Consider the following 22,628-nt stretch of genomic DNA (forward strand, 5'->3'; position numbering starts at 1 on the left):
CAAAACACAGGTGCTTTTGACATCGGGGCAGCCTGCGCAGGTTTTGTGGTAGGACTACATACGAGTGCTGCAATTACTCAGGCAAGTATGGGCTCCGTCTTATTGATAGCCAGTGAAATTCGTTCCAAGTTTTTAAATAAAAATAATTTCGCCACAAGCGTTCTTTTCGGGGATGGTGCTGCTGCATGTGTTGTATCTACAGATAAAGAAAATGCTGAATTTCGGTATATAGCTTCTGCCCTATTTGCTGATGGAGAGGTCAGCGATACCGTTTCCACTCCTGCAGGAGGCTCACGATTACCCGCAGCACATTGTACCAACCCAGACCTTTTTTATATCACCATAAAGGAAAATACAGCATTATTTGTCAAAGCAGTACATGGAATGGTTGATGGCGCTGAAGAATTTCTAAAAGCATTAAACCTGACGACAGCAGATATTCAATGGCTGGTTCCTCATCAGGGGAATAAAAATTTAGTTTTATCGGTGGCCAAACAATTAGGCATTCCTGAGGAGCGTATTGTGAAAACAGTAGAAGAAACAGGGAACACATCGGGTTCCAGTGTAGGCATTGCTTTGGATTATCTTCGCGAACATGCCGCAATTAAAGCGAATGACAAAGTGTTGTTAGTTGCTGCAGGCGGAGGAGGAATTGCTGCTTGCGCGCTTCTAGAGGTAATTTAAATCCTGATATCTGGCTTGAATGATTGTATAGGCGGTCTGCTCGCGGCCCAAAATGCAAGCAAACCGGGTCTTCAATTCATTTTAAAAAATTATCTTTGAAGCAAACCAAAACTCGGCCAGCGGCGTTCCTTTATAGTGGCCTAAATGAAAATTGAAAAATTCTTTTGCTGCCCGTTGCTTTCTTGTTTGCACCAAGCAAATAAAATAAGTTTGGGCGAGGATTTCCGATTGGGCATCACTCCCGCCAATCTCAGTACGTCTTGAGATACAAGGTGCCATCAACTCATTAGCTCCCTGGAAATCATTATTTACAAAAGCATGGATTCCTTTACTTAAAGGCAATACCACTGAAAGCCAAAGCGTTTGATTATAACCTTTCGGCAATTTTTTAGCATAAGCCTCAATTGCCAGCAAGGCTTTTTGCACCAAATCATCCTGACCTAAACGTGCAAGGCAATAAATATAATGAACTGTATTAAATCCAATGTATTGAGTAAAAGGATTTTCCTTCAGATAGGGTGCAAGCATTTTAAATTGCTCCAACTGCGGCAATCCCGCCATATCCAAACGCCATAATAAGGAAATCGCATCAATTTGTTCGGTTATTATTTCCGGGGTGGTGCCAAAAATTAGGGGATAAAATTCCATTACTTTATCGGCTTGCCTTAAAGCCAGATAAAATAAAGCTAAATGCCAACAGTTGTGCCCCCGAAGAAGGGTTGAGGTTTTGTCCCAACTCTCCCGGAAGGTTTCTAAAGCCGCAATTCCTTTTGCAATGTTATTTGTATTCAGATAAATGTGCGCCAGGGTATGATGAGCCCAAGGGGTAAGCGGGTTTAATGTAAGCGCCTGTTCCGCCAAATGCTGAGCAGCTGCTTCATGGCCCGACAACTCCGCTGCGAAAGAATGCATGGCGATAAAATGGGATTCATCCTGGTTATGTGCGGCCATACGCTCACAAAAACATAAGTAGTTATGGCTTTTGTAAGCTTGTCCGGCACAATAAAAAAGCCATTCCGCAAATTTTGCTGCTAAAGTATCCCGAGGATATAAAGCAGTCAGACTCGTTAAAATAGTCAAAGCAGCCTCATATTCCAGATTCATCCAGGCTTTAATCGCTTCGTAGGTTAATTTTTCTCTTAAATTTGCTGAAGACAAAAATTTTTCGGCTTGAAATAAGTGTTCTTTTGCCAAAACAGTCATTGGATCAGTTTGAGCATAAAGATAAAAAGCCGCAGCATAAGTTTGAAGAAGCAAATTCTCAGGATTATTTTTGACTGCTTCTAAAATAAAATGAGGTTCCCTACCTGCACCCAAGATTTCCTGATGAAAATGATTAATACTTTCTATGACCTGTAAGGACTCTGTCGTTACGAGTAAACTACGATTTGTTTCCATGGGATTCCCAAAATTTGCCTCCTTCTCTTTATTATATATTCTTTTAAAACACCGGGCAGATTCCCAAGTTAAAATAATTCTTTTAAACCTTGTAATTGCATCAAGTAAAGTCATCAGATAAGCTGATTAACCGAATTTAAAATGGATAAAGATAATGAAGGGTCAAAAAGAATTATTTGAATTTTTATGTAAGCTGGTTGATATTCAGATTAAAAAATATGTATCCCTGGCACAGTTTGGCGTGGGTCCGGATGCGCGTCTCAATGCAAAACTTGTATTTGATGAAGTAAATGAATTATTAGGATTTGCAGAACAACTTTTAAGCGATTTGGAAAAACAGTCAAAAAATAAATCGATTACTTCCGATACCCAATGCTTTGCCCCCCTTTTCAATCAGATAAAATTTTACATCGAACAAGAACATGTGCGGGCTTATGCGGGATGGTTGCTTTCTGAGAATAATATCCATACCGAAGTCAAGGAACGGGTGGAAGAGCAATTAACCGAACTCAAGCGCATAGGTCAATTAGCAGGCATTGACTGCTCGACATTATCTGAACCAAAAACTGAAATTCAAAAACAATGTGAATATGACAGTATCGCCATTGCTTTTTATATTTTAGACATAGCGAAAAAGATCAAGGAGAATCCAGGCATGGAACTTCCCGGGAATATACCGCAGCATGCCCGTATTATTTTGAGGCATAATGCCGAAACTCGCTATTGTTCAGAAGAAATTGCCTCTGCGTTGCAATCACTACATAAAAAATACAGTGACTTTTTACGGCAGTCGGAACTTCAAAAAAGCAGTAACGTGCTCTCAAAAGAAGATGCTGAATTCCATCAAAAAAATCATAGGGCAAAGTGGTTGGACATGTTTCAACGCTATGCAATTATTGCACCTTCTTCACCATTACTTTCCTCAGAACATGAGTGGTACAAAGTAGCCCTGCTTACAAAAAAGAAACCTGAATCGAATTCTTCCTGTAAACTTTTTGGCGGGATAATTGCAACCAGTGCCCTGGCCATTTACATGCTTATGTCCTATTTCAGCCAGTTAGATAATGAACATGTTTTAAGCCCTGTCAGCAAGTTTTAAGGAAAAGTGGGCTGACTATTGGGGAGCAGCGCCCATTGATTCCTGGAGCAGGATTATATTGAATCCTGGGTTTGGGGCTGCTGCGTCCAAATAAGTTTGTAATTTTTGCTGTACCTTTACTCTTGGGAGGAAAAGTGATGCTTTATGCTTGGGTAAATTCAAACAAATTTTTATAAGTATGAAAATTCATTGCATCTTCTTCAGTCACCGTTAAGCTATATTCTTCACTAAGGATGGCTAACAATTCGACAATTTTCAAAGAATCCAAATGCAAGTCTTCTATGAGCGCAGTATCCTCATGAATGTCTTCTGGATTTGCTCCGGATAATTTGGAAATAATTTTCTTTAATTCACTGTCAGTGATTTTCATAGTAACCTCTCTTAATGCTCTTTCGAGGCTAAATAATACCATGAAGCAAGAGCACTTATCCCCAAAATAAGTAAAATTATTGCCAGGGAGAATTGGCCATACCATTGCCCCATTGCAATAATACCACTGGACAAGGCCGAACTTAAATCTTGCATGCAAGCGTATAAAGCACCTACCGTTCCCGCCATATGGGGAAATGGATGGAATGCGCCCGCGAATGCATTGATAAATGTGAACCCTACCCCCATGCTAAATAAGGAAACGGGTATCATAATGGAAAGTACATTCTGGAAACCGGCAAGGGTAAGTACCAACATGGTAAAGCCGCCGCTAACCATAAGTATAATACCTATAAATACCATATAGGATACCCCTTTACTCATTACCAGTTGACTATTAATTATCCCGCTTACACAAATAGCACCCGCAATAAAAATAGTTAATTGACCAAATTCTATCGGACTAAGCCCTAAACCATCTTGAAAAAGGAAAGGGGAAATGGCGAGATACCCAATTAACCCGGCAGAAGCAAGGCAAGCACACAACGCATACCCTAAAAAAACTTTAGACTTTAGCAAAGTAAAATAGTTCGCAAGCATCACCTTGAATTGGGTCGCGTCAGGATTAAGTTTTTTATTAGTTTCCGGGAGGGTGAACAGAGCAAAAATCCATATCGCAATACCAAATACTAATAAAAATAAAAAATTCATTCGCCAACCATACTGCTCCTGAATGTATCCACCCAGAACTGGAGAGGCAACCATAATAAAAACACTGACTATCCCCACATAAGACCCAATCTTGGATAAAACCCTATCTGTAAATAGATCACGAACCAGGGAGCGGCCTACCGAACCGCAACATCCAATCCCAAATCCCTGAATAAAGCGTCCAATAATTAAAACAGGAACTGAGGGGGCAAGAAAACAGCATAAACTCCCTGCAATACTCAGCCCAACACCAAACATGAGGGGTGGTTTGCGGCCTATTTTATCGGATAAAGGACCGTAAAATACATGGGAAATACCTAAGCCCAACATGAAAAGGGATAACGTTAATTGAATGGAGGCTTCATTACTGTTAAAAATTTTAGTAATCGCAGGTAACGAAGGAACATACTGGTCTGTAGTCATCTGCATCAATACCATGAGCATCAAAACGACAAAAACCAATAAAGGATGAAGCGAAACCTGCGGGGCATCATTTTCTTTGTGCATCAAACAAACCCTTCTAACTATGTGTAGCATTTCACTCTACAGACACTTCGGCACAAATTACACCAGGCATAAGCCTAATATAACCAGACAACAAATAAAACCAATGAACCATATGGTTGATCTTAAGGTAGCCATATCCATTAAATAAAGGACACTATAAATCAGGCGGGAAACAATATAAATAATCGCTAAAATCTGGATTGCGGCACCAATGTGTTTTGTCGCAATCGCAGTTAATACCGCAGTAGCAAACACAAGTAATGATTCAAAACTGTTTTGATGAGCAGCAACAGCTCGTGCTCCCATCCCCTGCAATCTTGCCTGTTGCAGCCTTGGATAATGATTGTCGTATTTCCCTTCTTTTAGCATAAAATTGCCAACCACAATTTTCAGGAGATACGGTAACAGTACCGCAATAAACAGACAAATAATTAAAGTAGTCATCAGGTCATCTTCCTAAATAATAATTGTTCACCGTACACAAAACTAATCGGAAACAACAAACAGAAACCTCTTTGATTCGACATAAGCAGTTACTTCGCATCATGGATAAAACGAATCATGATAGCGAGAATATTCCCCCAGTACAATGACTCAACGCTCCCTTGGTCAAAAGGGAAAATAGTACTTTCTACCTGTTAAATTCTTCTGTTATGATAAAAATTATTATGCTGTCATCACTTAAAGGATTAGTACTATGGTACAAGATGAATCAAAAAAAAAATCCAAAGGACATATTGTTTTATCATCTCATCCCTCTGGACATACTGCTGCTCCATTAAAGATCAAATGGGGGGCTGAAAACCCCAAAGAACGCGGCCCCGTAATTGCTTCACTTACTAATATCAAAAATCGTAATGCCGTGGGTACGCACTCCGGCTCCTACTCAGTTTATCGAGCACTCGCTGTCGCTGCCGGAGTATTAGATCCAGAGCATGTACCCGATCTTACCGATACAACCCCACCTGTAACTATAGGTCCCCATCCACAATGGAGTGACACCCGGAAAATTGTCTCTCTTGATCCATGGGGCCATCTCGTAGCCAGTGTATTTGCCGAAGAAATTCAAGCCGGGTATGATATTCGCCCTACAATAGCAGTTACCAAAGCCCATATTAATATCCCTGAATTACATACCGCTATTCAAAAAGGCCGTCTTAAACCTGATGGCAAAATATTAAAAGAATCAGGCGACGTTGCCGTGACCAAAGCTGCGCTGGAACCTGTATGGTACTTACCTGGAATTGCCGAACGTTTTAAAATTTCTGAATCTCTTTTACGCCGCACTTTGTTTGAACAGACTGCAGGAATGTTCCCCGAGTTGGTAACCCGTTCTGACTTTGATGTTTTTTTGCCACCTATAGGAGGTTTAACCGCCTATTTCTTTGGGGACGTCACGACCATTCACGACCCCAAAATTGAATTGACCTGCCGTATTCATGATGAATGCAATGGCTCTGATGTGTTTGGCTCCGACATTTGTACCTGTCGACCCTATTTGGTCCATGGAATTGAATTATCTATTGAGTCTGCGCAGAAAGGGGGGGCCGGTTTAATTATTTATAATCGCAAAGAAGGAAGGGCTTTGGGTGAAGTAACTAAATTTCTGGTTTATAACGCCCGTAAAAGACAAAAAGGCGGCGATACTGCCCTGAAGTATTTTGAAAGGACTGAGTGTGTTGCTGGAGTCCAGGACATGCGCTTCCAGGAACTCATGTCTGATGTGTTGCATTGGCTTGGCATTACCAAGATCCATCGTTTTGTTTCTATGTCCAATATGAAATATGATGCCTTACTTAGATCAGGAATTCAGGTCGGAGAACGGGTAACTATTCCTGATGAACTCATTCCTCCTGATGCGCAAGTTGAAATGAATGCCAAACGCGCTGCAGGTTATTACTCACCTGATCGAATTGTAGACATTAATGAGCTGGCAATAACAAAAGGACGGGATCTTAATGAGGAATGAACAAGAAGAAATCAAACAAGTTCTGGCAAGACTAAAAGATCCGCATACCATTCGCCGATGCTCACGTGCGGTTTTAGAGCGGGTCAAACACCATAAATCTGACTACTTTTCGCTCGATCTCGAAAAAATGACCGATACAGCTTCTTTTGTTATTGAGGTCATTCAAGAGAATTATCCTGATCTTGACGTTCCTTATCATAGCCGCTGGCGCCATTTTGAAGCAGGTGGCGTTCATAGAATTAAAAGAATGTTAGAGTGCAGAGGGAATTTAACTGCAGAGGAACGGGGAAAAATTCTTTATGAACTTGTAATCATTAGCGTTTTACTTGATGCCGGGGCTGGACCAAACTGGCATTATGAAGAAACGGGAACCGGTATAAAATATGCCCGCTCGGAAGGGCTTGCCCTCGCCAGTTTATCGCTTTATGAGCAAGGTTTCTTAAGTGCCCATCCCTCAGAGCCATTGAGAGTAGATGCTGAACGGTTAATCGCTTTTAATGAAGATGAATTAAGCAAGGTGTTCCAGGTAACTGCCGATAATCCCCTGGAAGGACTTTCCGGTCGGGTTGCTCTGTTGAATCGGCTCGGTACATTAGTTCAACGAAATGCCGACCATTTTGGACAAGAAAACCGCTTGGGTAACTTTTACGCCTATATAAGTTCGCTAGCGGGAGCTAACCTGATTACCGCGTCACAGATTTTTCAGGAAGTCCTTGATACTTTTAATGAGATTTGGCCAGCCAGAGCGGTATTTCATGGGATTCCTCTTGGAGACGTGTGGCAATACAACGCCTTAAAAACCAGTGAAGCCGGATCGGAGTTCATTCCCTTTCATAAATTATCGCAATGGTTAACTTATTCCTTAATTGAACCCTTGGAACTGGCAGGGATCACCGTTACTCATTTAGAAGAATTGACCGGTTTGCCCGAATATCGAAATGGAGGGTTATTTATTGACTGTGGGGTTCTTCATGTTAAAAACAAACAAGTATTGGAAAAAGCCCTCTCCCCTGATGCCGAAATCATTGTGGAATGGCGTGCCTTAACTATTGCTCTACTTGATGAATTAGCCGACCTCATCAGAAAAAAACTGCAAAAAAATGCCATAGATTTTCCTTTGGCCAAAATTTTGCAAGGAGGCACCTGGGAAGCAGGAAGAAGAATTGCCAAACAAAAACGTCCTGACGGGGTACCTCCGATTCGGATTCTCAGTGATGGTACCGTTTTTTAAATAAGGCATATGCAGTCTGTTCGTTTTGTAGCCCTTCGCAATGGGAACTCGAATTTTTCAAAATTTCAAGGATTCTGGTGCGTTCAAAGCTACAATTTCCTTAAATTGCAGTTTGGAGTAACAATGAATAATCAACAAGTTGTAGTAGTAAAACACCCATTGGTTCAGCATAAATTAACCATTATGCGCCAGAAGGAAACAAGCACTGTTAAATTCCGTACTCTAATGCATGAAATCAGCATGCTGCTCGCTTATGAAATCACACGTGATTTAGAAATGGAATATGAGGAGATTGAAACGCCTCTGGCCTCAATGCACTCGCCGGTTTTAAAAGGTAAAAAAATGGTATTTGTTTCCATTTTGCGCGCCGGTAATGGTTTGGTTGATGGCATGTTGCAACTTGTACCTACCGCAAGAATTGGCCATATCGGCTTGTATCGCGATCCTAAAACTTTGGAAGCGGTTGAGTACTATATTAAACTTCCAGAACACACTCGCGATCGGGATGTTATTGTGGTTGATCCGATGTTAGCTACTGGAAACTCAGCCATTGCGGCGGTTAAAGAAATTAAGGCCATCAGCCCAAAATCCATTAAATTCCTTTGCCTGCTCGCTTCCCCTGAAGGAATTGCAGCTTTTCACGAAGAGCATCCCGAGATTACTATTTTTACAGCTGCAATAGACCAACAGCTCAATGAAAAAGGCTATATTATACCGGGCCTGGGTGATGCTGGAGATAGACTTTACGGGACAAAACTGGAGTATTAGTTACTGATGCTACTCTTCATGGAGACAGGTGGTTTATCAATTCATGTAGACTCTGTTGAAATATTAACTTCACAGTGTTAATATTGTACACTGCGCATATATTGCATAACGGTATTATACAAAGGAAAGGATATTTTAATGTCAGCAAATGAATCTACTGTAATACTTCCCACTCTCTCCGTAAATAAAAAGTATGCTTGGACAAAACATGATACTGTTTGGATGTTAAGTCTTTATGGTACTGCCGTAGGTGCGGGGACTTTATTTCTCCCAATAGATGCTGGATTGAATGGCATATGGCCTTTAATAATAATGGCAATACTCGCCTTTCCTATGACCCATTTCTCACATCGCGCCCTCTGCCGATTTGTTTTGTCAGGGTCTTCCAGCAAAAATGACATTACTGAGGTGGTGGAAGAGCATTTTGGAACATTTGCAGGAAGAATCCTCACCGGTTTGTATTTTTTTGCAATTTATCCTATTTTACTCATGTACAGTGTAGCCATCACCAACACTACTGAAAGTTTTCTTGTAAACCAGTTAGGTGTGTCTGCCCCGCCCCGCGCACTTTTAGCCATCATCCTTATTCTTGCGCTTATGGCCATAGTCCGGCTTGGGCAGGAAATCATCGTTAAGTCCATGTCCCTAATGGTCTACCCCTTTGCGACAATACTCTTGTTTTTATCCATTTATTTAATTCCCAACTGGAATAATGCTATTTTACAGAATAGCAATTCATTGCAGGCTAATGGAGGTCACGGGCTATTAATGACCTTGTGGTTGGTCATTCCAGTCATGGTATTTTCCTTTAACCATTCACCGATTATTTCCTCCTTCGCCGTCAACCAAAAAGAACGATATGGCCTCGAAGCAGATAGGAGCAGTAGTGTCATAATGCGCTACAGCCATTTACTGATGGTTTTCTCGGTCATGTTCTTTGTGTTTAGTTGTGTTTTTAGTCTTTCACCTCAAGATCTTTTACTGGCGAAAGAACAAAATATTTCTATTTTGTCTTATCTGGCAAACCACTTTAAGACCCCCCTAATCGCTTGCATTGCACCGATCATTGCCTTTATTGCCATCTCCAAATCATTTCTAGGCCATTATTTGGGGGCTAAAGAAGGCTTGAGTAGCATTATTATAAATTTATTAAAACCAACCGGGAAAACAATAAGCCAAAATAGACTGCAGCGAGTCGTTGAAATTTTTATGGTTCTAACCTGCTGGTTTGTGGCAACTGTCAATCCCAATATCTTGAAAATGATAGAAACATTGGGCGGACCAGTTATTGCTATCTTGTTGTTTATCATGCCTATGTATGCAATTGCTAAAATTCCGGCCATGCAAAAATACAGAACCCAAGTTGTAAGTAATGTATTTACTACCATCATGGGTATTATTGCTATTTCAGCCATTGTGTATGGTTTGCTCTAAAATAAGATGCAGGTTGAGCCTTGGCCTGCAGGATTTTACTTTTTGGGTACATTTATATTAACTTTCCCCAAGCTCAAGGCCCTTATTTTATGGGGAGCATAAAGAAAGCACCTTTTTCTTAATTGCCTGGCAATCTAAAGACTAATAAAACACGTCCGTGTGGATAAGGTTATTAAGCCTAAACTTTCAGAAAGCCTGCATGAAGACTGATTATTTTGCCCCCAATAGTTTTTTTAAATGGTCCTTTTCTCCATTCCATGTTTTTAATTTGTCCTCCTGGACAAGTTTGATTGCTTCTTTAAAGAGTAGATTGGCCCTTCGCAAATTTTTCTGATCCCTTAGCCCTGGAAGTCCCTGGTGAATTGAGGATCTTATCGCTTGTTGGTATTCTGGCATCACAACCTCCGCTAAGTGATCAATTTGTTCGCGAAGTTTATTGCCTATTCCCTTATCAAGATCTTTTGATAAAAGAAATGACTGCGCTTCATCACGATAAGACTGCATATCTCGAATCAGCTTTTCTTTTCTCTTAGAATCACTGATTCCTGTCATTAAATAATTTTGTAATAAATTGGCTAACTGAGCGTAAAAATATCTAGATTGCAGTGTTAGGGATTTATTTTCTTCTAGTGCTGGGCGTAATGGATGTTGTGCCGTTGAAAGAATAGTATGGGCGAGTGGTAATCCATTTGCTCCTTTCACTAAAATGGAGGCTCCATGACGAAGCAAAGTAGATAAACAAGAGGCCATTGACTTTTGTTGACAAGTACTAAAACAGTAGTGCACTGCCGATTTGAACGTTTGATCTTTTATTCTTACGGGTTGATTGTCGAGAATATATTCTCCATGATCCAACAAAAAATCCAAGAATTCTCCATCCGCCTGCTCTAAAGCCTGGAAAAGGAATTTCTCATCTAACTGATAATGGAAAGGCGTAAATGTCTTAGCCAAGTCAAATCTTCTTTGTGCTATTAAACCATGCAGTAGAGTCGTAGCCTTAAGGTTGATTTGCAATTGCAAAGTGTTAATTTTAGCCATAAAGTCTTTAGGAAGAGCATTATTATCATCATCCTCACTCAATAGTAAAATTGAATTGACTTCGGCATAAAGATTACAAATTTCGTTAATTGCTTTTGCATCATCTTTTTCTAAAAGATTAAATTTTACAATCGCTGCTTGTAAATCAGCTTCGATATGAGAAGTGGAAGTGAATTTGGAGGATGTGGATTGAGAAGAGTTTTTTGCCAATTTCACAACGGGTTTGAGTTTTTCTTCCAGCAACTTAGGTTTCGTGGGATGAACTTTAGAGGCGTGTTTTTTTGTCTGCTGGTTCGTTTCTGTTTGATGCTGAATGAATGACTCCAGAGATTTTGCGATTCTTATGTAGGAATCATGTTTGAATAATGGATTTAGCCCTTTAAGGGTCTTTATCATACGTTGAACAACAACATCATGTTCTGATTTATTTGCTGCCAGATCTTTTGATAACTCCGATGCCTGCTGCTCATCTTTCTCGTATTGAGTTTGCAAATGTCGAATTTTTTCACTCTTTCTACGTTGAACTTCAGAGATAACTGGATCGACTTTTTCTCTTGCTAAGGTAATAAATTGATCCGATAAATGCTCCTCAACTTCTAGATAAGTTCTCTTATCATCCCCGCTTATTAAGGAAAGTACTGGTAATTGAGATAATTGGCTATGCTCGTTAAAATAAACATGCAAGATGTACTCTTGTTTTTTTTTATCTACAAAATACGCAGAATAATGAAATTGACTTAGCGATGGATTCTCCGAGTTTTCGCCTTCATAAACACTAATATGATGTTTCGAGAGATTAAGTTCCAATTCATTCAAGTCAAAGGAAATGGGCTGCTCAAGGGGTAAATCAAAGCGAAAATAGGGACAATTTTTTTTGTCTTGTGTTTTTATCAGATAAATATCATTACCCATGTGCAGTTTTTTATTTTTATAAACACATAGATTAAGAAAGTTATAAAGTGTATTTTTAGCCATAAAAAAATCACAAAGATCACAAATTTACCAATACTATTGATGCCAGTATCTCATGTCAAGAGACAAATAGGTGAGCTCAATGGACTTAATTGCAACAAGCAACGACTGGGAATATTTTATTTAGACCGGTTAGATAAAGAAAACTTTCTAATTTGCTCATCTCCATTTGCTGCTCTTCAGAGTCTTGCCTTTAGCTTTTATAAAAGAGGCTGCGGAAAAAGTCCCGTATTACCCGGAGCTCAAATCAGCTACAACTATTATTAAAGATTGATGTTTTACTCTAAATCCATCATTATACGCCCAATGTTTTCGTGGTCTTTATTTGTCCATTAGCTTAATTTTAAAAGATGGAATTTTTATGCGCGATGATTCTCCCAATAACTCTCTTTCTAATAATCTCAAAAAACAAAAAAAACAGCCTGCCACCCCGGATTATTTAAAGCGTACTGGCGGCGTGATTCTTACTTGTGTGAGTACTATCGGGCTAATCTTTGCCTCTCCTCTAGTGCTTGTTGGAGGACTTACAGGCTGGTTAACTGGGTTATTTACAACAAATAATCCCTTAGAAACCAGTTTTAAAGGAGCCAAAATCGGTTCCTTAGGAACTATAAATGCAATACTTTTTGGATTGGAACTTACTCAAGCTACGATTGAGGTGAGTGATATTTCTGAACAAGAATTACCATTAAATGCACACTCAGAAGAGCCCGATTCAGATACTGATGAAGAATCTATCGAGGAACAAACAGAATCGCCAACAGTCCAGCCAAAAGATGAGCTCAGGATCATCAAGCCCCAAGAAGAACCTCTTGTGGTCAAACCTGAGGAAAACCCGATTCTTGCTCGACACTCAGTTTCAGAAAATGCCACTCAAATTACCCGAGCAAGTACTGTTCCTAATATTTTTTTCTCAGAAACCGAAAAAAAACCAGAAACGTCTAAAACATCTGCAACCCATTACTTCGAGCACCCGGGGCACATCGAAACATTTATGGTGGAAGTAAACGCTTTGATAGCTCAAAATGAAGCACAAGCCGAATTAAAAGAAGAAGAGAACTTATCTAAAGTAGCGGAGCAAGAGATTACCGCACTCGTTGAAGTAATCAAAAATTCAACTCGAGCCCAGAATGAATTTTGGAATAGATTGGTACCGCTGTCTCAACAAGAGATTAAATTATTTGTAAAGAGATTAAATCCAATAAAAACTACAAGATACAGCTCCAGTGAGCTTGATGATTTATGGCGCTGTTTTAGAGGTTTTGAATCTGAGCCCTCCAAAAGAGAATTTCAAAGCAAAAAATTTGCAGTTATGCTTGAAGCGCTCTCTGAGGAACAGCTGAAAGCCTCTTTTGAATCACCTGATTTTTTGAATATTTTAAATAAAGATTCCTATATTACAGCTGCAGCCAATACTTTAAGCCGTAAGCAATTAGAGCTGTTTGCTTCTAATAGCAAAGTACATGATATCCTCAATGCCATGATAAAAAAATTGAAACCGGGTCCCTACACATTAGGCAAGCTTGTTTCTATCCTGCCTTTTGCTACCAGAAAGGTGAGAGAGGCTCTGATAGACCAATTGGCACATTTACCCTGTCCTGCTTCATTTAATATCAAGTTGACCCAATTAGCGGATCATTATATTAAAATAAATAATCAAATTGCCATAAAACAAGCTAAAGCTTCAAAGTCATGCACAACTACCCATTTAACGAGAAGTCACACTGTTCCGTCCAAATGGAATATTCCTGTTCCCTCTAAGCCTGTATATAGACCTCTTGTTGTACTGAAAAAAGAGTGGAGTGATCAGGCATTAGATGCATTAATTGCCGATTTAAATGCACGAGATTATATTACAAAGACAGATAAGTTATTTGAAGATTTAAATAGTTTACCGGACCAGCAAATTAAAATCATAGTTGAACGAGCCTCTTCACCTGATTTTAAAAATCTTCTACCCCATCTTTGGCAAATCGATTCAAAAACCACAAATCATCTTTCTTCCATTGAAAACAGAAGCAACCGCTTGAAAGTTGTGTTAGAAACCTTATCCGAAGAACAATTAAAAAGTTCTTTAAAGGAAAACAAATTTTGGGAGATTTTTAGAAATACCCAAGAACCTTACGCTAAGATGGCAGCTGAAGTATTGTCTCCCCAACAATTTGCAACGATTAGTGCCCATGCCTCGATTGACAGACACACAGACTTTTCTGTGCTCATCACTCAAATAAGTAAAGACAATCCGGCAGAAAAACGAAGGCTACATCAAATCCTGGAAGCGATTATTCCACATACAACCCCATGGGTAGTATTAACGCTAGAACGACAGATAAAAAATTTATTGCCCTATGATCAGGATGTTTATCATCGTCTTAACCATGATCTAAAAAAATATCTTAGGGAATCATTAGAAAGGCCCGAGGTTAGTTTGTCTTATAAAAGAGATAGAAATTTAGACAAAAAAGCCATTTCACTACTCTTAGTCGACGTTGAGTTTTCTCATTCTCCTTCTTTAACTATTTAAAGAGGTGAAACCACGAGCTAAAAATACATGAAATAAAGAGTTTAATTGATTAGGCTCTTTATTTCGCTTCCAGAATGATAATAAGCAGCCTTTACTCATATTCTGTGCGGAGAGATTACCTCCTGTATCCCTATTTTCATTCCCGCCAAAATATGAAACAATTCTTAGCAATCCCATCCAGTATTTTGTTGCATGCACGTTGAATTTCATCATATACCTATAGACAACATTCAAGCAGGACAGTATCAACCCAGACAGGATTTTAATGACGCTGCATTGAAAGAACTCGCCCAGTCGATTATATCTCAAGGACTAATTGAGCCCTTAATTGTAAGAGCAATTGCAAAACAGCGTTATGAGATTATCGCTGGGGAAAGACGATGGAGAGCAGCAAAAATAGCAGGATTGCAAACAGTACCCTGTCTCATCGGAAATTATAGTGACAAACAGGCTTGCGCGCTCACTTTAATTGAAAACATTCAACGGGAAAATTTGAATTTGATTGAAGAAGCAAGCGCTTATCGGCGTTTGATGGATGAGTTTCATTACCATCAGGATGAAATAGCTACCCTGGTAGGAAAATCACGTAGCCATATAGCCAATATCATTCGCTTGCTCAGTTTAAGTGAGAAAATTAAAGATTTGATTCGTGATAAAAGCCTTTCATTTGGCCATGCTCGCGTTCTTGTCGGACTCACTCCCTCCCAACAGGAATACTTCGCCTCAGAAACCATAGAACAGCAATGGTCGGTTAGGCAATTGGAAAATGAGGTTAAAACTCAAAAAAATAATGATTTTTCTCTTCCAAAAAATGCAAAAAAAGACCGGGATATTGAGCGATTACAGACCGTACTGTCAGAACAAATAGGGGCGCCGGTGCACATAATAAACGATAAAAATGATGGCGGTTGGTTGCAAGTTAAATTTTTTGATAATGATACCCTTGCAGGACTTCTGGAGCGCTTAGGCTTAAGATATGATTAACTCATGGATTCGCAAATGCTTTATACAGCTTATTGTCAAACAAAAGGAACGACATCGATGAAAAGGATATGGACTGGTGCGTTTTTCTTGGCATTTTCCACACTATCATTTAGTGCCAGTATCCAGGGTGAGGTAGACAGACTAATTAATCGCATCAATCCCAATGTTAATCTGGGAATTGTTGTGCTGGACTTAACCTCTGGTCAAACTCTTTATAGTCGTAATGCGGATCGATTATATATCCCTGCAAGTAACATGAAACTTTTCTCTGAAGCAGCAGCTTTAATGGTACTTGGGCCAGATTATCGGTTTAAAAACCAGTTAAGTATCAGTGCGGGAAAGATAGAGCACGGTGTATTGCAAGGAAATGTTTATGTGCGCCTCAGCGGCGATCCTTCTTTTAATCGCGATGATTTGAAAACCCTGCTTTATTCCTTAAAAAAATGGAATATCAATACCATTCAGGGGAATGTATATATCGATAGCAGTGTGGCAGGAGTAGACCCCTACCCTCCCGGGTGGCTTACAACTGATTTATCTTACAGCTATGGCGCTCCTAATGCTCCGGTTATGGTAGATTCAAACCGTTTGACTGTAACTGTAAACCCAGGGGCGCAAGCGGGCTCTCCAGCTATTGTTGAGGCAGATGATGGTGGTGGTGCCATTGCAATAAACAATCAAGCGACAACTAAAGCTGATGCTAAAAAGTGTGGGGTGGGTTTTAGTCTGGATCAAGAAAATCATTTAACCGTCCGTGGTTGCATTGGTGTAGGACAGTGGGCGGTGCAACAACGATTGGCTATTAAAAATCCCTTAATGTATTCCCAGGCCATGATCAAAAGCCAGCTGACGCAAGCGAACATTCAGCTCAACGGTCAGGTCGAACTAGGTAAAACTCCAACAGGCGCCCTGTTAGTTGCCAGCCAACAGTCGAAACAAGTTTCCCAATTGATGGCAGATACCCTAAAGCCTTCTGATAATCTCTATGCAGACAGCTTGTATTTGCATGCAGCGGAAAAACTCAATCATGGAGTGCCAGTCAACTGGCGTAGCGCTGAACCTCTGATAAAAAACTTTTTACAGTCACAAACAGGGATTGATTTTAGCAAGGCAATTTTTACCGATGGTTCAGGCTTGTCTCGATATAGTTTGGTAACCCCAAAGCAAACCATATCCCTGTTACAATTTTTATATCAACGCTTTCCTTTATCTTATGAATACATCGCTGCTTTACCAATTTCTGGACGTGACGGAACATTGCAAAAAAGATTTAAAATTCCAACCCAACAAGGGTTTGTACGCGCTAAAACTGGCACTATGACGGGAATAAACAGTCTTTCTGGATATTTATACACCGCAAACGGGCACACTTTAGCTTTTGCAATGTATGTAAACAGACAACCCGGTAAAGCTTCAGGCCCAGGCCGCCCAGTGTTGGATGCGATTTGTACTTATTTCTTGCAGAAGAGTCCGGGAAGCAGCCGTTTGAGCCGGATATTTTCACCTCATCAGCGGATCAGTTTTCAAATGAATCCGACGCAAGCCGAACGGCAAAAAGCACATCAGGCACGCTGGCGACGCTTGGAATCTGCCATACGAACTGCCTTAAAAGGCCAAGCAGTCAATATTATTTATCGAGGGGATGAACTCATAGTAAGCGACAATCAGGAGGATGCGCGAAAAGTGTGGTCTGCCCTGCAATCTGTAGTAAAAAAATATCCTTTTGCTGTCATGATGTCTTCCAAGGCTCTGTCCATTGATCCTTCCGGGACTCCAATGCTACTTTGGATCCAGGAACCGGATTCACTCAATCAGACCCAAAGAACCTGGAGCATTCGTGAAGCAGCTTAGATAACTTTAAATGGAACCTTGAATTAAACTAATTCAGGGTTTCATTTTTTTCACATTGATTCAATGAATCGAGATATAAATGGCATCTGAAATAAATCCAGGCGGAGCGTCAATTGAATTCATTACTTAAAATAGTTTTATTTCTTTTTTATTTTTTTAATCTTGCCTATGCCGCACCTTCCTTTTTAACAATTAGCGACATTCATTATGGCAGTGGCAATGTAACAGGCGATGGTAAAGATACGGGGCCAGAATTTCTGCAAATTGCCATGAAAGAGTATGGAAAATTAAGTGAGCAAGTAGATTTTATCCTTTGCCTGGGTGATTTACCCACTCACGCTTTATTTAATGCCTCTAAAAAAGGTGAATTTGAAAAAACCGTTTTTGAAAAATTATACGAATACGACAAGGGTAAAAAACCTCTATTTTATATACCAGGCAATAATGATTCCTTGCTCGGAAATTACCAGCCCTTTGCTGCTAATGATGTGTCGCCGTTAAATTTTGCTGATCAATGGGACGGGGCCTGTGCTCATTGTAAAGACTTAATTATTGACAACAGTCACATGAGGCTCGATGGATATTATTCCAGTTACGTAATTCCCGGGAATAAGGAAATTATCCTGATTGCCCTCAATGCTACCCAATGGACAAAAACTCCGATATTTTCGAAATATCCCAATCAAGAACATGACGCTTTAATCCAACTTTCATGGCTCAATCAGCAATTGAAAGAGCATCAAGCCAAACAACTCTTGATTGCCATGCATGAACCACCTGGAAATTCGTATCGAGGCAAGGCCTTTTGGCATAAAATCTATTTGGAACAATTTATAAAAATATTAAATGACAACAAAAAATCCTACGGAGAAATCACACTGCTCACGTCACATACCCATATGGATGAGTTTAGAAAAATCAATTTAAAAAACGGCAGTACTGTATACGCTTATTCTACTCCATCTATTAGTCGTATCCACCATAACTATCCCGGCATGAAAATATTTTATCTGGGAAACAATCTAAAGATTAAAAATTTTACTACTTATTTTACGAGTAATTTCAACAGCTGGGAAAATCAAAACTACCAGGCATTAAATAATCCTGATGCCATTTTTCCGCATTGTCAGTCCAACGCCTTATCTGACTGCCTCGATAAATTAAGTGCGGAACAGTTATGTAGTTATTTGGACAAAGGGTTGTTTTACGGCGTCAAGAGTCCCAATGTGCCCATACATGAATGCGCCACAATTTTTAAGGTTTCACCCGATTGACAAACTGTGAAATCAAATCTAATTTGATATCAGTTATTACTAAAGGAAGAGAAATGAAAGCACTTTATACAGCAACAGCACGGACTCATGGTGGTCGAGAAGGTCATGTAGAAACCTCAGATGGCTTATTAAGACTGGACCTGGCTAAGCCTAAAGAATTAGGGGGCCAGGGTGATGGTACAAATCCAGAAGAATTATTTGCTGCAGGTTATGCCGCATGCTTCGAGAGTGCTATGCGCCATATCGCCCGCTTACAAAATATCCATATGGACAATGCGTCAATTCTCTCTCAAGTCTCTTTGTATCCTACTCCGGAACAAGGGTTTAAACTTGGAGTTGAAATGCATGTTAATGTCAGAGGTTTAAATCAGAAGGATGCGGAAGCACTGGTAGCTAAAGCCCATGAAGTGTGCCCTTATTCTAATGCGATTCGCGGCAATGTTGAGGTTGAGTTTAAAATAAGCGCCGAATAAACAATGTGTGGGACGACAAAGCTTGAGTAAAACATGAATTAAAGAATCGTAACCCGATTTGTATTTCGGGTTACGCTCCTTTTGAGACGCCTTTAACAGACCGTGAGCGGTTTCTGACCCATTTTTTCTGAAACTACCTTGCTAAGCTGGTCAATATAATCCTCGGTACGAGTCACTTTCTTACAAGAAAAAAAATCAAATACAGCATTATTATGCCTTTTAATGATCTTGCTATTCTCTGCATCATGGGTAAAAGCTTTTATAAACGCATCAATTTCCTGTAAATTACCGCTTTGACACTTCAGTTCAAATATAAATTGTTTTAATAGTTCGCCTTTTTCTTGCCGAGATGCATTTCGTGATTTTTCCATACTTAGTGCATTTGTATGGATATTATTAATTATTTGTACCAATTCTTGGGGTAAATGAGCAAAAGAGGCAGTTGAAAAATGACGCATCGCATCTTCTGCTTCCTTGCAGCATTTCCTTGCTGATTGCGGGGGTAAAAACTTGAAAATTTTAGTATATGCCTCTTTAAATTTTATTGCTAACCAGGAATGCGTATCCATAGCGGGATGGATGTCATCCCAAAACATATACCCATCAGCTGGAGAAATATGTTCCTTTTGATATTCAGGGTTTTGTTGATTTTTCCTGAACTGTTCCGACTCAATAAATGGAGATTTTAGTTTGTCTTTTTCAAACCCGTATTCCTCGCAATGGGAATACATATCCTCAAATGGTTTACTGACGTCAAAAATTGACAGATTCAATGGAGTATTTAAACCCTTATATTTCTCCTTCACTTGTTGTACTTTATCTGCCAGCTGTTCGTTAAAATAGGCTGAACAACGGGCTGCTTTTTCTTGCTCCTTTTTCCTTTTAGCTTGATATCTGGGAGTTAATGAAAGATCAGGCAAATTCAATAAAACAAAATTTCGATACCCTTGATGAATTAAACTTTCGAGATTGGCGATTCGCGCATTAACAGCATCATCTACCTCAGGAAAAGTAGGCTCAGAGTTTACGGTAAGCAGATCATTTGCGCCGGACCACTCGACAATTAAAGTTTCAGCTTTTTCCTGGAGGCTTATTTTATATTTTTTATCATCTTCAAGGAGTAATTTTTGTTTCTCTTCCAAACTAGCCAGGATAAGCCTAAGTACTTCATTTTTAATGTTAAAGGTAAATTTTGACTTGTATGCGTAAGAGGTAAGGCCTGCTTCGCAATAAAAACGGGCAAAGCGATGACCTTTATATAAGATATGTTTGTCATTATTCAAACTAAAGGCTTTCTCATTTTTTCTGCGTACATGGTGTTCATTTGCTAAAATGGCATCTGCCAAGTCAGCATTTCCCCGGGGGGTGTGCGGGAGTTTCAGTTTTTTTCGGGCATCATCCAGCTGAAACTCTTCAATAATGGCGGTAACAAAATAATCCCCCCAGACAAATCCATTAGTAAACCGTCCTCGTGGAGCGTCGAAACCTACTTCATACAAATCCCCTAAAGGAATAAAACCAAACAGTTTACGTTTATTAAATGTATCCCTATCCGATAAACTGTCTCCTAAAACAATCATACGGCTAATCTTAATCCTAGATGCTGGCATGTTAATCTCCTTATTAAAGATTACTAACTCCAGATCCCCATCCTATGCAGGAAAATCCCAGAATAAGTCTAAGTTGCAAACCAAAATCTCTTAAACCTAATCCTTGCTAAATACAAAGAAGAGATCCGAAATAAATGATTACACATTTTCTAAAAGCTAATTCTGAAACGACATTTAACTGTTTTCTGTATTGCTTAACCGTACAATTTAGTGCATCAAATTTATTTTCATTACCTGTTCTGTATTTTGCGGTTATAGAGAAGGTAATCAAAACAAGGACTGCTGAGAAAATCATTCACCAAACTATAGGAATTTATGTTGGTTGCTTGGAAAGTTCCTGATAATATAAACTTATTTATCAAAAATTGTCTATGAAAAACAATCAGTTTGATCTCATCGTATTAGGTGGTGGCAGCGGTGGCATGGCCAGTGCTGTCCGCGCCGCAAAGTATGGCGCCAAAGTAGCCGTAGTCGAATCCAACCATTTGGGAGGTACCTGCGTAAATCTGGGCTGTGTTCCCAAAAAAATTATGTTTAATGCCTCCATGATTCGCGACATCATAGATCATGCATCCGGATATGGTTTTTCTTTAGCATCAACCCAACTTGATTGGAATACTCTGGTTACACGACGCAATGCCTATATAGAACGGCTTAGGGAAAATTATGCAAAACGTTTTGACCAATTTAAAATTACTCTGATTCGTGGTACAGGTTGCTTCCATAACGCCCACTCAATTAAGGTAAATGATTCGCTTTATCAAGCACCCCATATAATCATTGCAACAGGTGGTGAACCTTCCCCGCCTTTAATTCATGGGGTGCAACATGTAATCGATTCGGATGGTTTCTTTGCTTTGACGAAACAACCTGACAAAGTCGCAATTATTGGAAGCGGTTATATTGGCGTAGAGTTGGCCGGCGTATTAAACGGCCTCGGTAGCGAAACGCATCTTTTAATGAGAGGCAAACGACCTTTGGCTCGATTTGACAAGGTTCTGGGGGAAACCTTAATGGACATTATGCAACAGCAAGGTATCCATATCCATCCGGACCATAAAGCAAAAGAAATTAACTTACATAGTGATGGCAGAAAATCTATAGTATGCGCCGCCAGTGGTTCAATTATTCAAGATATAGATGTAATTATTGCTGCGGTGGGCAGGAAACCCCGAACATCCGGATTAAATTTGGACAAAGTAAACGTGGCCATGGATGAACGTGGCTTGGTATTGGTGGACGCTTTTCAAAATACCAGTACCCAGGGAATCTATGCTTTGGGAGATGTTACAGATGCGCCAGCACTCACCCCTGTAGCTATTGCAGCGGGACGTCGTTTAGCCGACCGATTATTTGGCCAGCAACCTGAAGCTTGCTTGGATTACGAAAATATCAGTACCGTAATCTTTAGCCATCCACCCATAGGCACAGTGGGCTTTAGTGAAGAGGATGCTATAGAGCAATACGGTAAAGAGCAGATTAAGGTCTATCAAACCCGCTTTAGCCCCATGTTTGATGCTTTTGCGGAAGTAAAAACACCGACAGTGATGAAATTAGTTACCTTGGGCAAAGAAGAAAAAATTATCGGCCTCCATGTTATTGGGTGGTCAGCTGATGAAATGCTTCAAGGTTTCGGTGTCGCAGTAAAAATGGGTGCTTGTAAAAAAGACTTTGATAATACAGTCGCTATTCATCCTACAAGTGCAGAAGAATTTGTAACTATGGTTTAGAA

18 protein-coding genes are annotated in these 22,628 nt (G+C 39.8%); 12 read left to right on the plus strand and 6 right to left on the minus strand.

Features of this window, described 5'->3' with window-relative positions:
• Window positions 1-684 (plus strand): 3-oxoacyl-ACP synthase III family protein (locus KYQ_RS18380; protein WP_231294551.1); only part of this gene is annotated, 684 nt, incomplete at its 5' end.
• An 81-nt stretch (window positions 685-765) separates the two neighbouring features.
• Here the strand turns inward: KYQ_RS18380 and KYQ_RS12155 are convergent.
• The gene (locus tag KYQ_RS12155; protein ID WP_029489047.1) at window positions 766-2,082 is read right to left on the minus strand and encodes a tetratricopeptide repeat protein; all 1,317 of its coding nucleotides are present in this window, start codon (window positions 2,080-2,082) and stop codon (window positions 766-768) included.
• A gap of 154 nt (window positions 2,083-2,236) precedes the next feature.
• Between KYQ_RS12155 and KYQ_RS12160 the strand changes: the two genes are divergently transcribed.
• Complete coding sequence (locus KYQ_RS12160) at window positions 2,237-3,181, plus strand: hypothetical protein (protein ID WP_010654539.1); 945 nt, start codon at window positions 2,237-2,239, stop codon at window positions 3,179-3,181.
• Between the two features lie 142 nt (window positions 3,182-3,323).
• On the opposite strand, the gene KYQ_RS12165 is transcribed toward KYQ_RS12160, so the two are convergent.
• Genes KYQ_RS12165 through KYQ_RS12175 form a run of 3 tightly spaced genes read right to left on the minus strand, consistent with a single transcriptional unit; the run spans window position 3,324 to window position 5,212 of the window.
• Window positions 3,324-3,551: an acyl carrier protein gene (locus tag KYQ_RS12165; RefSeq protein WP_010654540.1), complete on the minus strand. Its 228-nt coding sequence runs from the start codon at window positions 3,549-3,551 to the stop codon at window positions 3,324-3,326.
• A gap of 11 nt (window positions 3,552-3,562) precedes the next feature.
• Window positions 3,563-4,768 carry a multidrug effflux MFS transporter gene (locus tag KYQ_RS12170; protein ID WP_010654541.1) on the minus strand — a complete coding sequence of 402 codons (1,206 nt, stop codon included), beginning with the start codon at window positions 4,766-4,768 and terminating at the stop codon, window positions 3,563-3,565.
• Window positions 4,769-4,825: 57 nt separating this feature from the next.
• Window positions 4,826-5,212, minus strand: coding sequence for an MAPEG family protein (locus tag KYQ_RS12175; protein ID WP_010654542.1), 387 nt, complete (start codon window positions 5,210-5,212; stop codon window positions 4,826-4,828).
• A 253-nt stretch (window positions 5,213-5,465) separates the two neighbouring features.
• On the opposite strand from KYQ_RS12175, the gene KYQ_RS12180 reads away from it, so the two are divergent.
• From KYQ_RS12180 to KYQ_RS12195, 4 genes are all read left to right on the plus strand, one after another.
• Window positions 5,466-6,737, plus strand: coding sequence for a GTP cyclohydrolase II (locus tag KYQ_RS12180; protein WP_010654543.1), 1,272 nt, complete (start codon window positions 5,466-5,468; stop codon window positions 6,735-6,737).
• Window positions 6,727-7,968 carry a URC4/urg3 family protein gene (locus KYQ_RS12185; protein ID WP_019350136.1) on the plus strand — a complete coding sequence of 414 codons (1,242 nt, stop codon included), beginning with the start codon at window positions 6,727-6,729 and terminating at the stop codon, window positions 7,966-7,968. The genes KYQ_RS12180 and KYQ_RS12185 overlap by 11 nt, the downstream gene beginning before the upstream one ends.
• 123 nt (window positions 7,969-8,091) lie before the next feature.
• On the plus strand, window positions 8,092-8,736 hold the full coding sequence (upp, locus tag KYQ_RS12190; RefSeq protein WP_010654545.1) for a uracil phosphoribosyltransferase: 645 nt from the start codon (window positions 8,092-8,094) through the stop codon (window positions 8,734-8,736).
• A gap of 138 nt (window positions 8,737-8,874) precedes the next feature.
• Window positions 8,875-10,170 (plus strand): serine/threonine transporter, encoded by a 1,296-nt coding sequence (locus KYQ_RS12195; RefSeq protein ID WP_010654546.1) that lies wholly within the window; start codon window positions 8,875-8,877, stop codon window positions 10,168-10,170.
• A gap of 210 nt (window positions 10,171-10,380) precedes the next feature.
• On the opposite strand, the gene KYQ_RS12200 is transcribed toward KYQ_RS12195, so the two are convergent.
• On the minus strand, window positions 10,381-12,183 hold the full coding sequence (locus tag KYQ_RS12200) for a hypothetical protein (protein ID WP_019350137.1): 1,803 nt from the start codon (window positions 12,181-12,183) through the stop codon (window positions 10,381-10,383).
• 358 nt (window positions 12,184-12,541) lie between these two features.
• Between KYQ_RS12200 and KYQ_RS12205 the strand changes: the two genes are divergently transcribed.
• The 5 genes from KYQ_RS12205 (at window position 12,542) to KYQ_RS12230 (ending at window position 19,286) form a co-directional block, all read left to right on the plus strand.
• Window positions 12,542-14,704: a hypothetical protein gene (locus tag KYQ_RS12205; RefSeq protein WP_019350138.1), complete on the plus strand. Its 2,163-nt coding sequence runs from the start codon at window positions 12,542-12,544 to the stop codon at window positions 14,702-14,704.
• 192 nt (window positions 14,705-14,896) lie between these two features.
• Window positions 14,897-15,688, plus strand: coding sequence for a ParB/RepB/Spo0J family partition protein (locus tag KYQ_RS12215; protein ID WP_010654550.1), 792 nt, complete (start codon window positions 14,897-14,899; stop codon window positions 15,686-15,688).
• 57 nt (window positions 15,689-15,745) lie between these two features.
• Window positions 15,746-17,539 (plus strand): D-alanyl-D-alanine carboxypeptidase/D-alanyl-D-alanine endopeptidase, encoded by a 1,794-nt coding sequence (gene dacB, locus KYQ_RS12220; protein WP_010654551.1) that lies wholly within the window; start codon window positions 15,746-15,748, stop codon window positions 17,537-17,539.
• Between the two features lie 113 nt (window positions 17,540-17,652).
• Window positions 17,653-18,813 (plus strand): metallophosphoesterase, encoded by a 1,161-nt coding sequence (locus tag KYQ_RS12225; RefSeq protein WP_010654552.1) that lies wholly within the window; start codon window positions 17,653-17,655, stop codon window positions 18,811-18,813.
• 53 nt (window positions 18,814-18,866) lie between these two features.
• Window positions 18,867-19,286, plus strand: a complete 420-nt coding sequence (locus KYQ_RS12230) for an organic hydroperoxide resistance protein (protein WP_010654553.1) — start codon at window positions 18,867-18,869, stop codon at window positions 19,284-19,286.
• Window positions 19,287-19,378: 92 nt separating this feature from the next.
• Here the strand turns inward: KYQ_RS12230 and KYQ_RS12235 are convergent, their stop codons facing one another.
• Window positions 19,379-20,896 (minus strand): SGNH/GDSL hydrolase family protein, encoded by a 1,518-nt coding sequence (locus KYQ_RS12235; protein WP_019350139.1) that lies wholly within the window; start codon window positions 20,894-20,896, stop codon window positions 19,379-19,381.
• Between the two features lie 371 nt (window positions 20,897-21,267).
• Between KYQ_RS12235 and gorA the strand changes: the two genes are divergently transcribed.
• Window positions 21,268-22,626 (plus strand): glutathione-disulfide reductase, encoded by a 1,359-nt coding sequence (gorA, locus tag KYQ_RS12240; RefSeq protein ID WP_010654556.1) that lies wholly within the window; start codon window positions 21,268-21,270, stop codon window positions 22,624-22,626.
• The last annotated feature ends 2 nt before the right edge of the window (window positions 22,627-22,628 follow it).

Origin of the sequence: Fluoribacter dumoffii NY 23, assembly GCF_000236165.1 — a bacterium.
In the GTDB taxonomy this organism is placed as follows: Bacteria; Pseudomonadota; Gammaproteobacteria; order Legionellales; family Legionellaceae; genus Legionella; species Legionella dumoffii.

Coding starts and splice junctions, on each gene's coding strand:
- KYQ_RS12235 (WP_019350139.1), bottom strand. CDS start 20,896: ATGCCAGCATCTAGGATTAAGATTAGCCGTATGATTGTTTTAGGAGAC.
- KYQ_RS12180 (WP_010654543.1), top strand. CDS start 5,466: ATGGTACAAGATGAATCAAAAAAAAAATCCAAAGGACATATTGTTTTA.
- KYQ_RS12215 (WP_010654550.1), top strand. CDS start 14,897: ATGCACGTTGAATTTCATCATATACCTATAGACAACATTCAAGCAGGA.
- KYQ_RS12170 (WP_010654541.1), bottom strand. CDS start 4,768: ATGCACAAAGAAAATGATGCCCCGCAGGTTTCGCTTCATCCTTTATTG.
- KYQ_RS12205 (WP_019350138.1), top strand. CDS start 12,542: ATGCGCGATGATTCTCCCAATAACTCTCTTTCTAATAATCTCAAAAAA.
- KYQ_RS12155 (WP_029489047.1), bottom strand. CDS start 2,082: ATGGAAACAAATCGTAGTTTACTCGTAACGACAGAGTCCTTACAGGTC.
- KYQ_RS12200 (WP_019350137.1), bottom strand. CDS start 12,183: ATGGCTAAAAATACACTTTATAACTTTCTTAATCTATGTGTTTATAAA.
- dacB (WP_010654551.1), top strand. CDS start 15,746: ATGAAAAGGATATGGACTGGTGCGTTTTTCTTGGCATTTTCCACACTA.
- gorA (WP_010654556.1), top strand. CDS start 21,268: ATGAAAAACAATCAGTTTGATCTCATCGTATTAGGTGGTGGCAGCGGT.
- KYQ_RS12230 (WP_010654553.1), top strand. CDS start 18,867: ATGAAAGCACTTTATACAGCAACAGCACGGACTCATGGTGGTCGAGAA.
- KYQ_RS12195 (WP_010654546.1), top strand. CDS start 8,875: ATGTCAGCAAATGAATCTACTGTAATACTTCCCACTCTCTCCGTAAAT.
- KYQ_RS12160 (WP_010654539.1), top strand. CDS start 2,237: ATGAAGGGTCAAAAAGAATTATTTGAATTTTTATGTAAGCTGGTTGAT.
- KYQ_RS12185 (WP_019350136.1), top strand. CDS start 6,727: ATGAGGAATGAACAAGAAGAAATCAAACAAGTTCTGGCAAGACTAAAA.
- KYQ_RS12165 (WP_010654540.1), bottom strand. CDS start 3,551: ATGAAAATCACTGACAGTGAATTAAAGAAAATTATTTCCAAATTATCC.
- upp (WP_010654545.1), top strand. CDS start 8,092: ATGAATAATCAACAAGTTGTAGTAGTAAAACACCCATTGGTTCAGCAT.
- KYQ_RS12175 (WP_010654542.1), bottom strand. CDS start 5,212: ATGACTACTTTAATTATTTGTCTGTTTATTGCGGTACTGTTACCGTAT.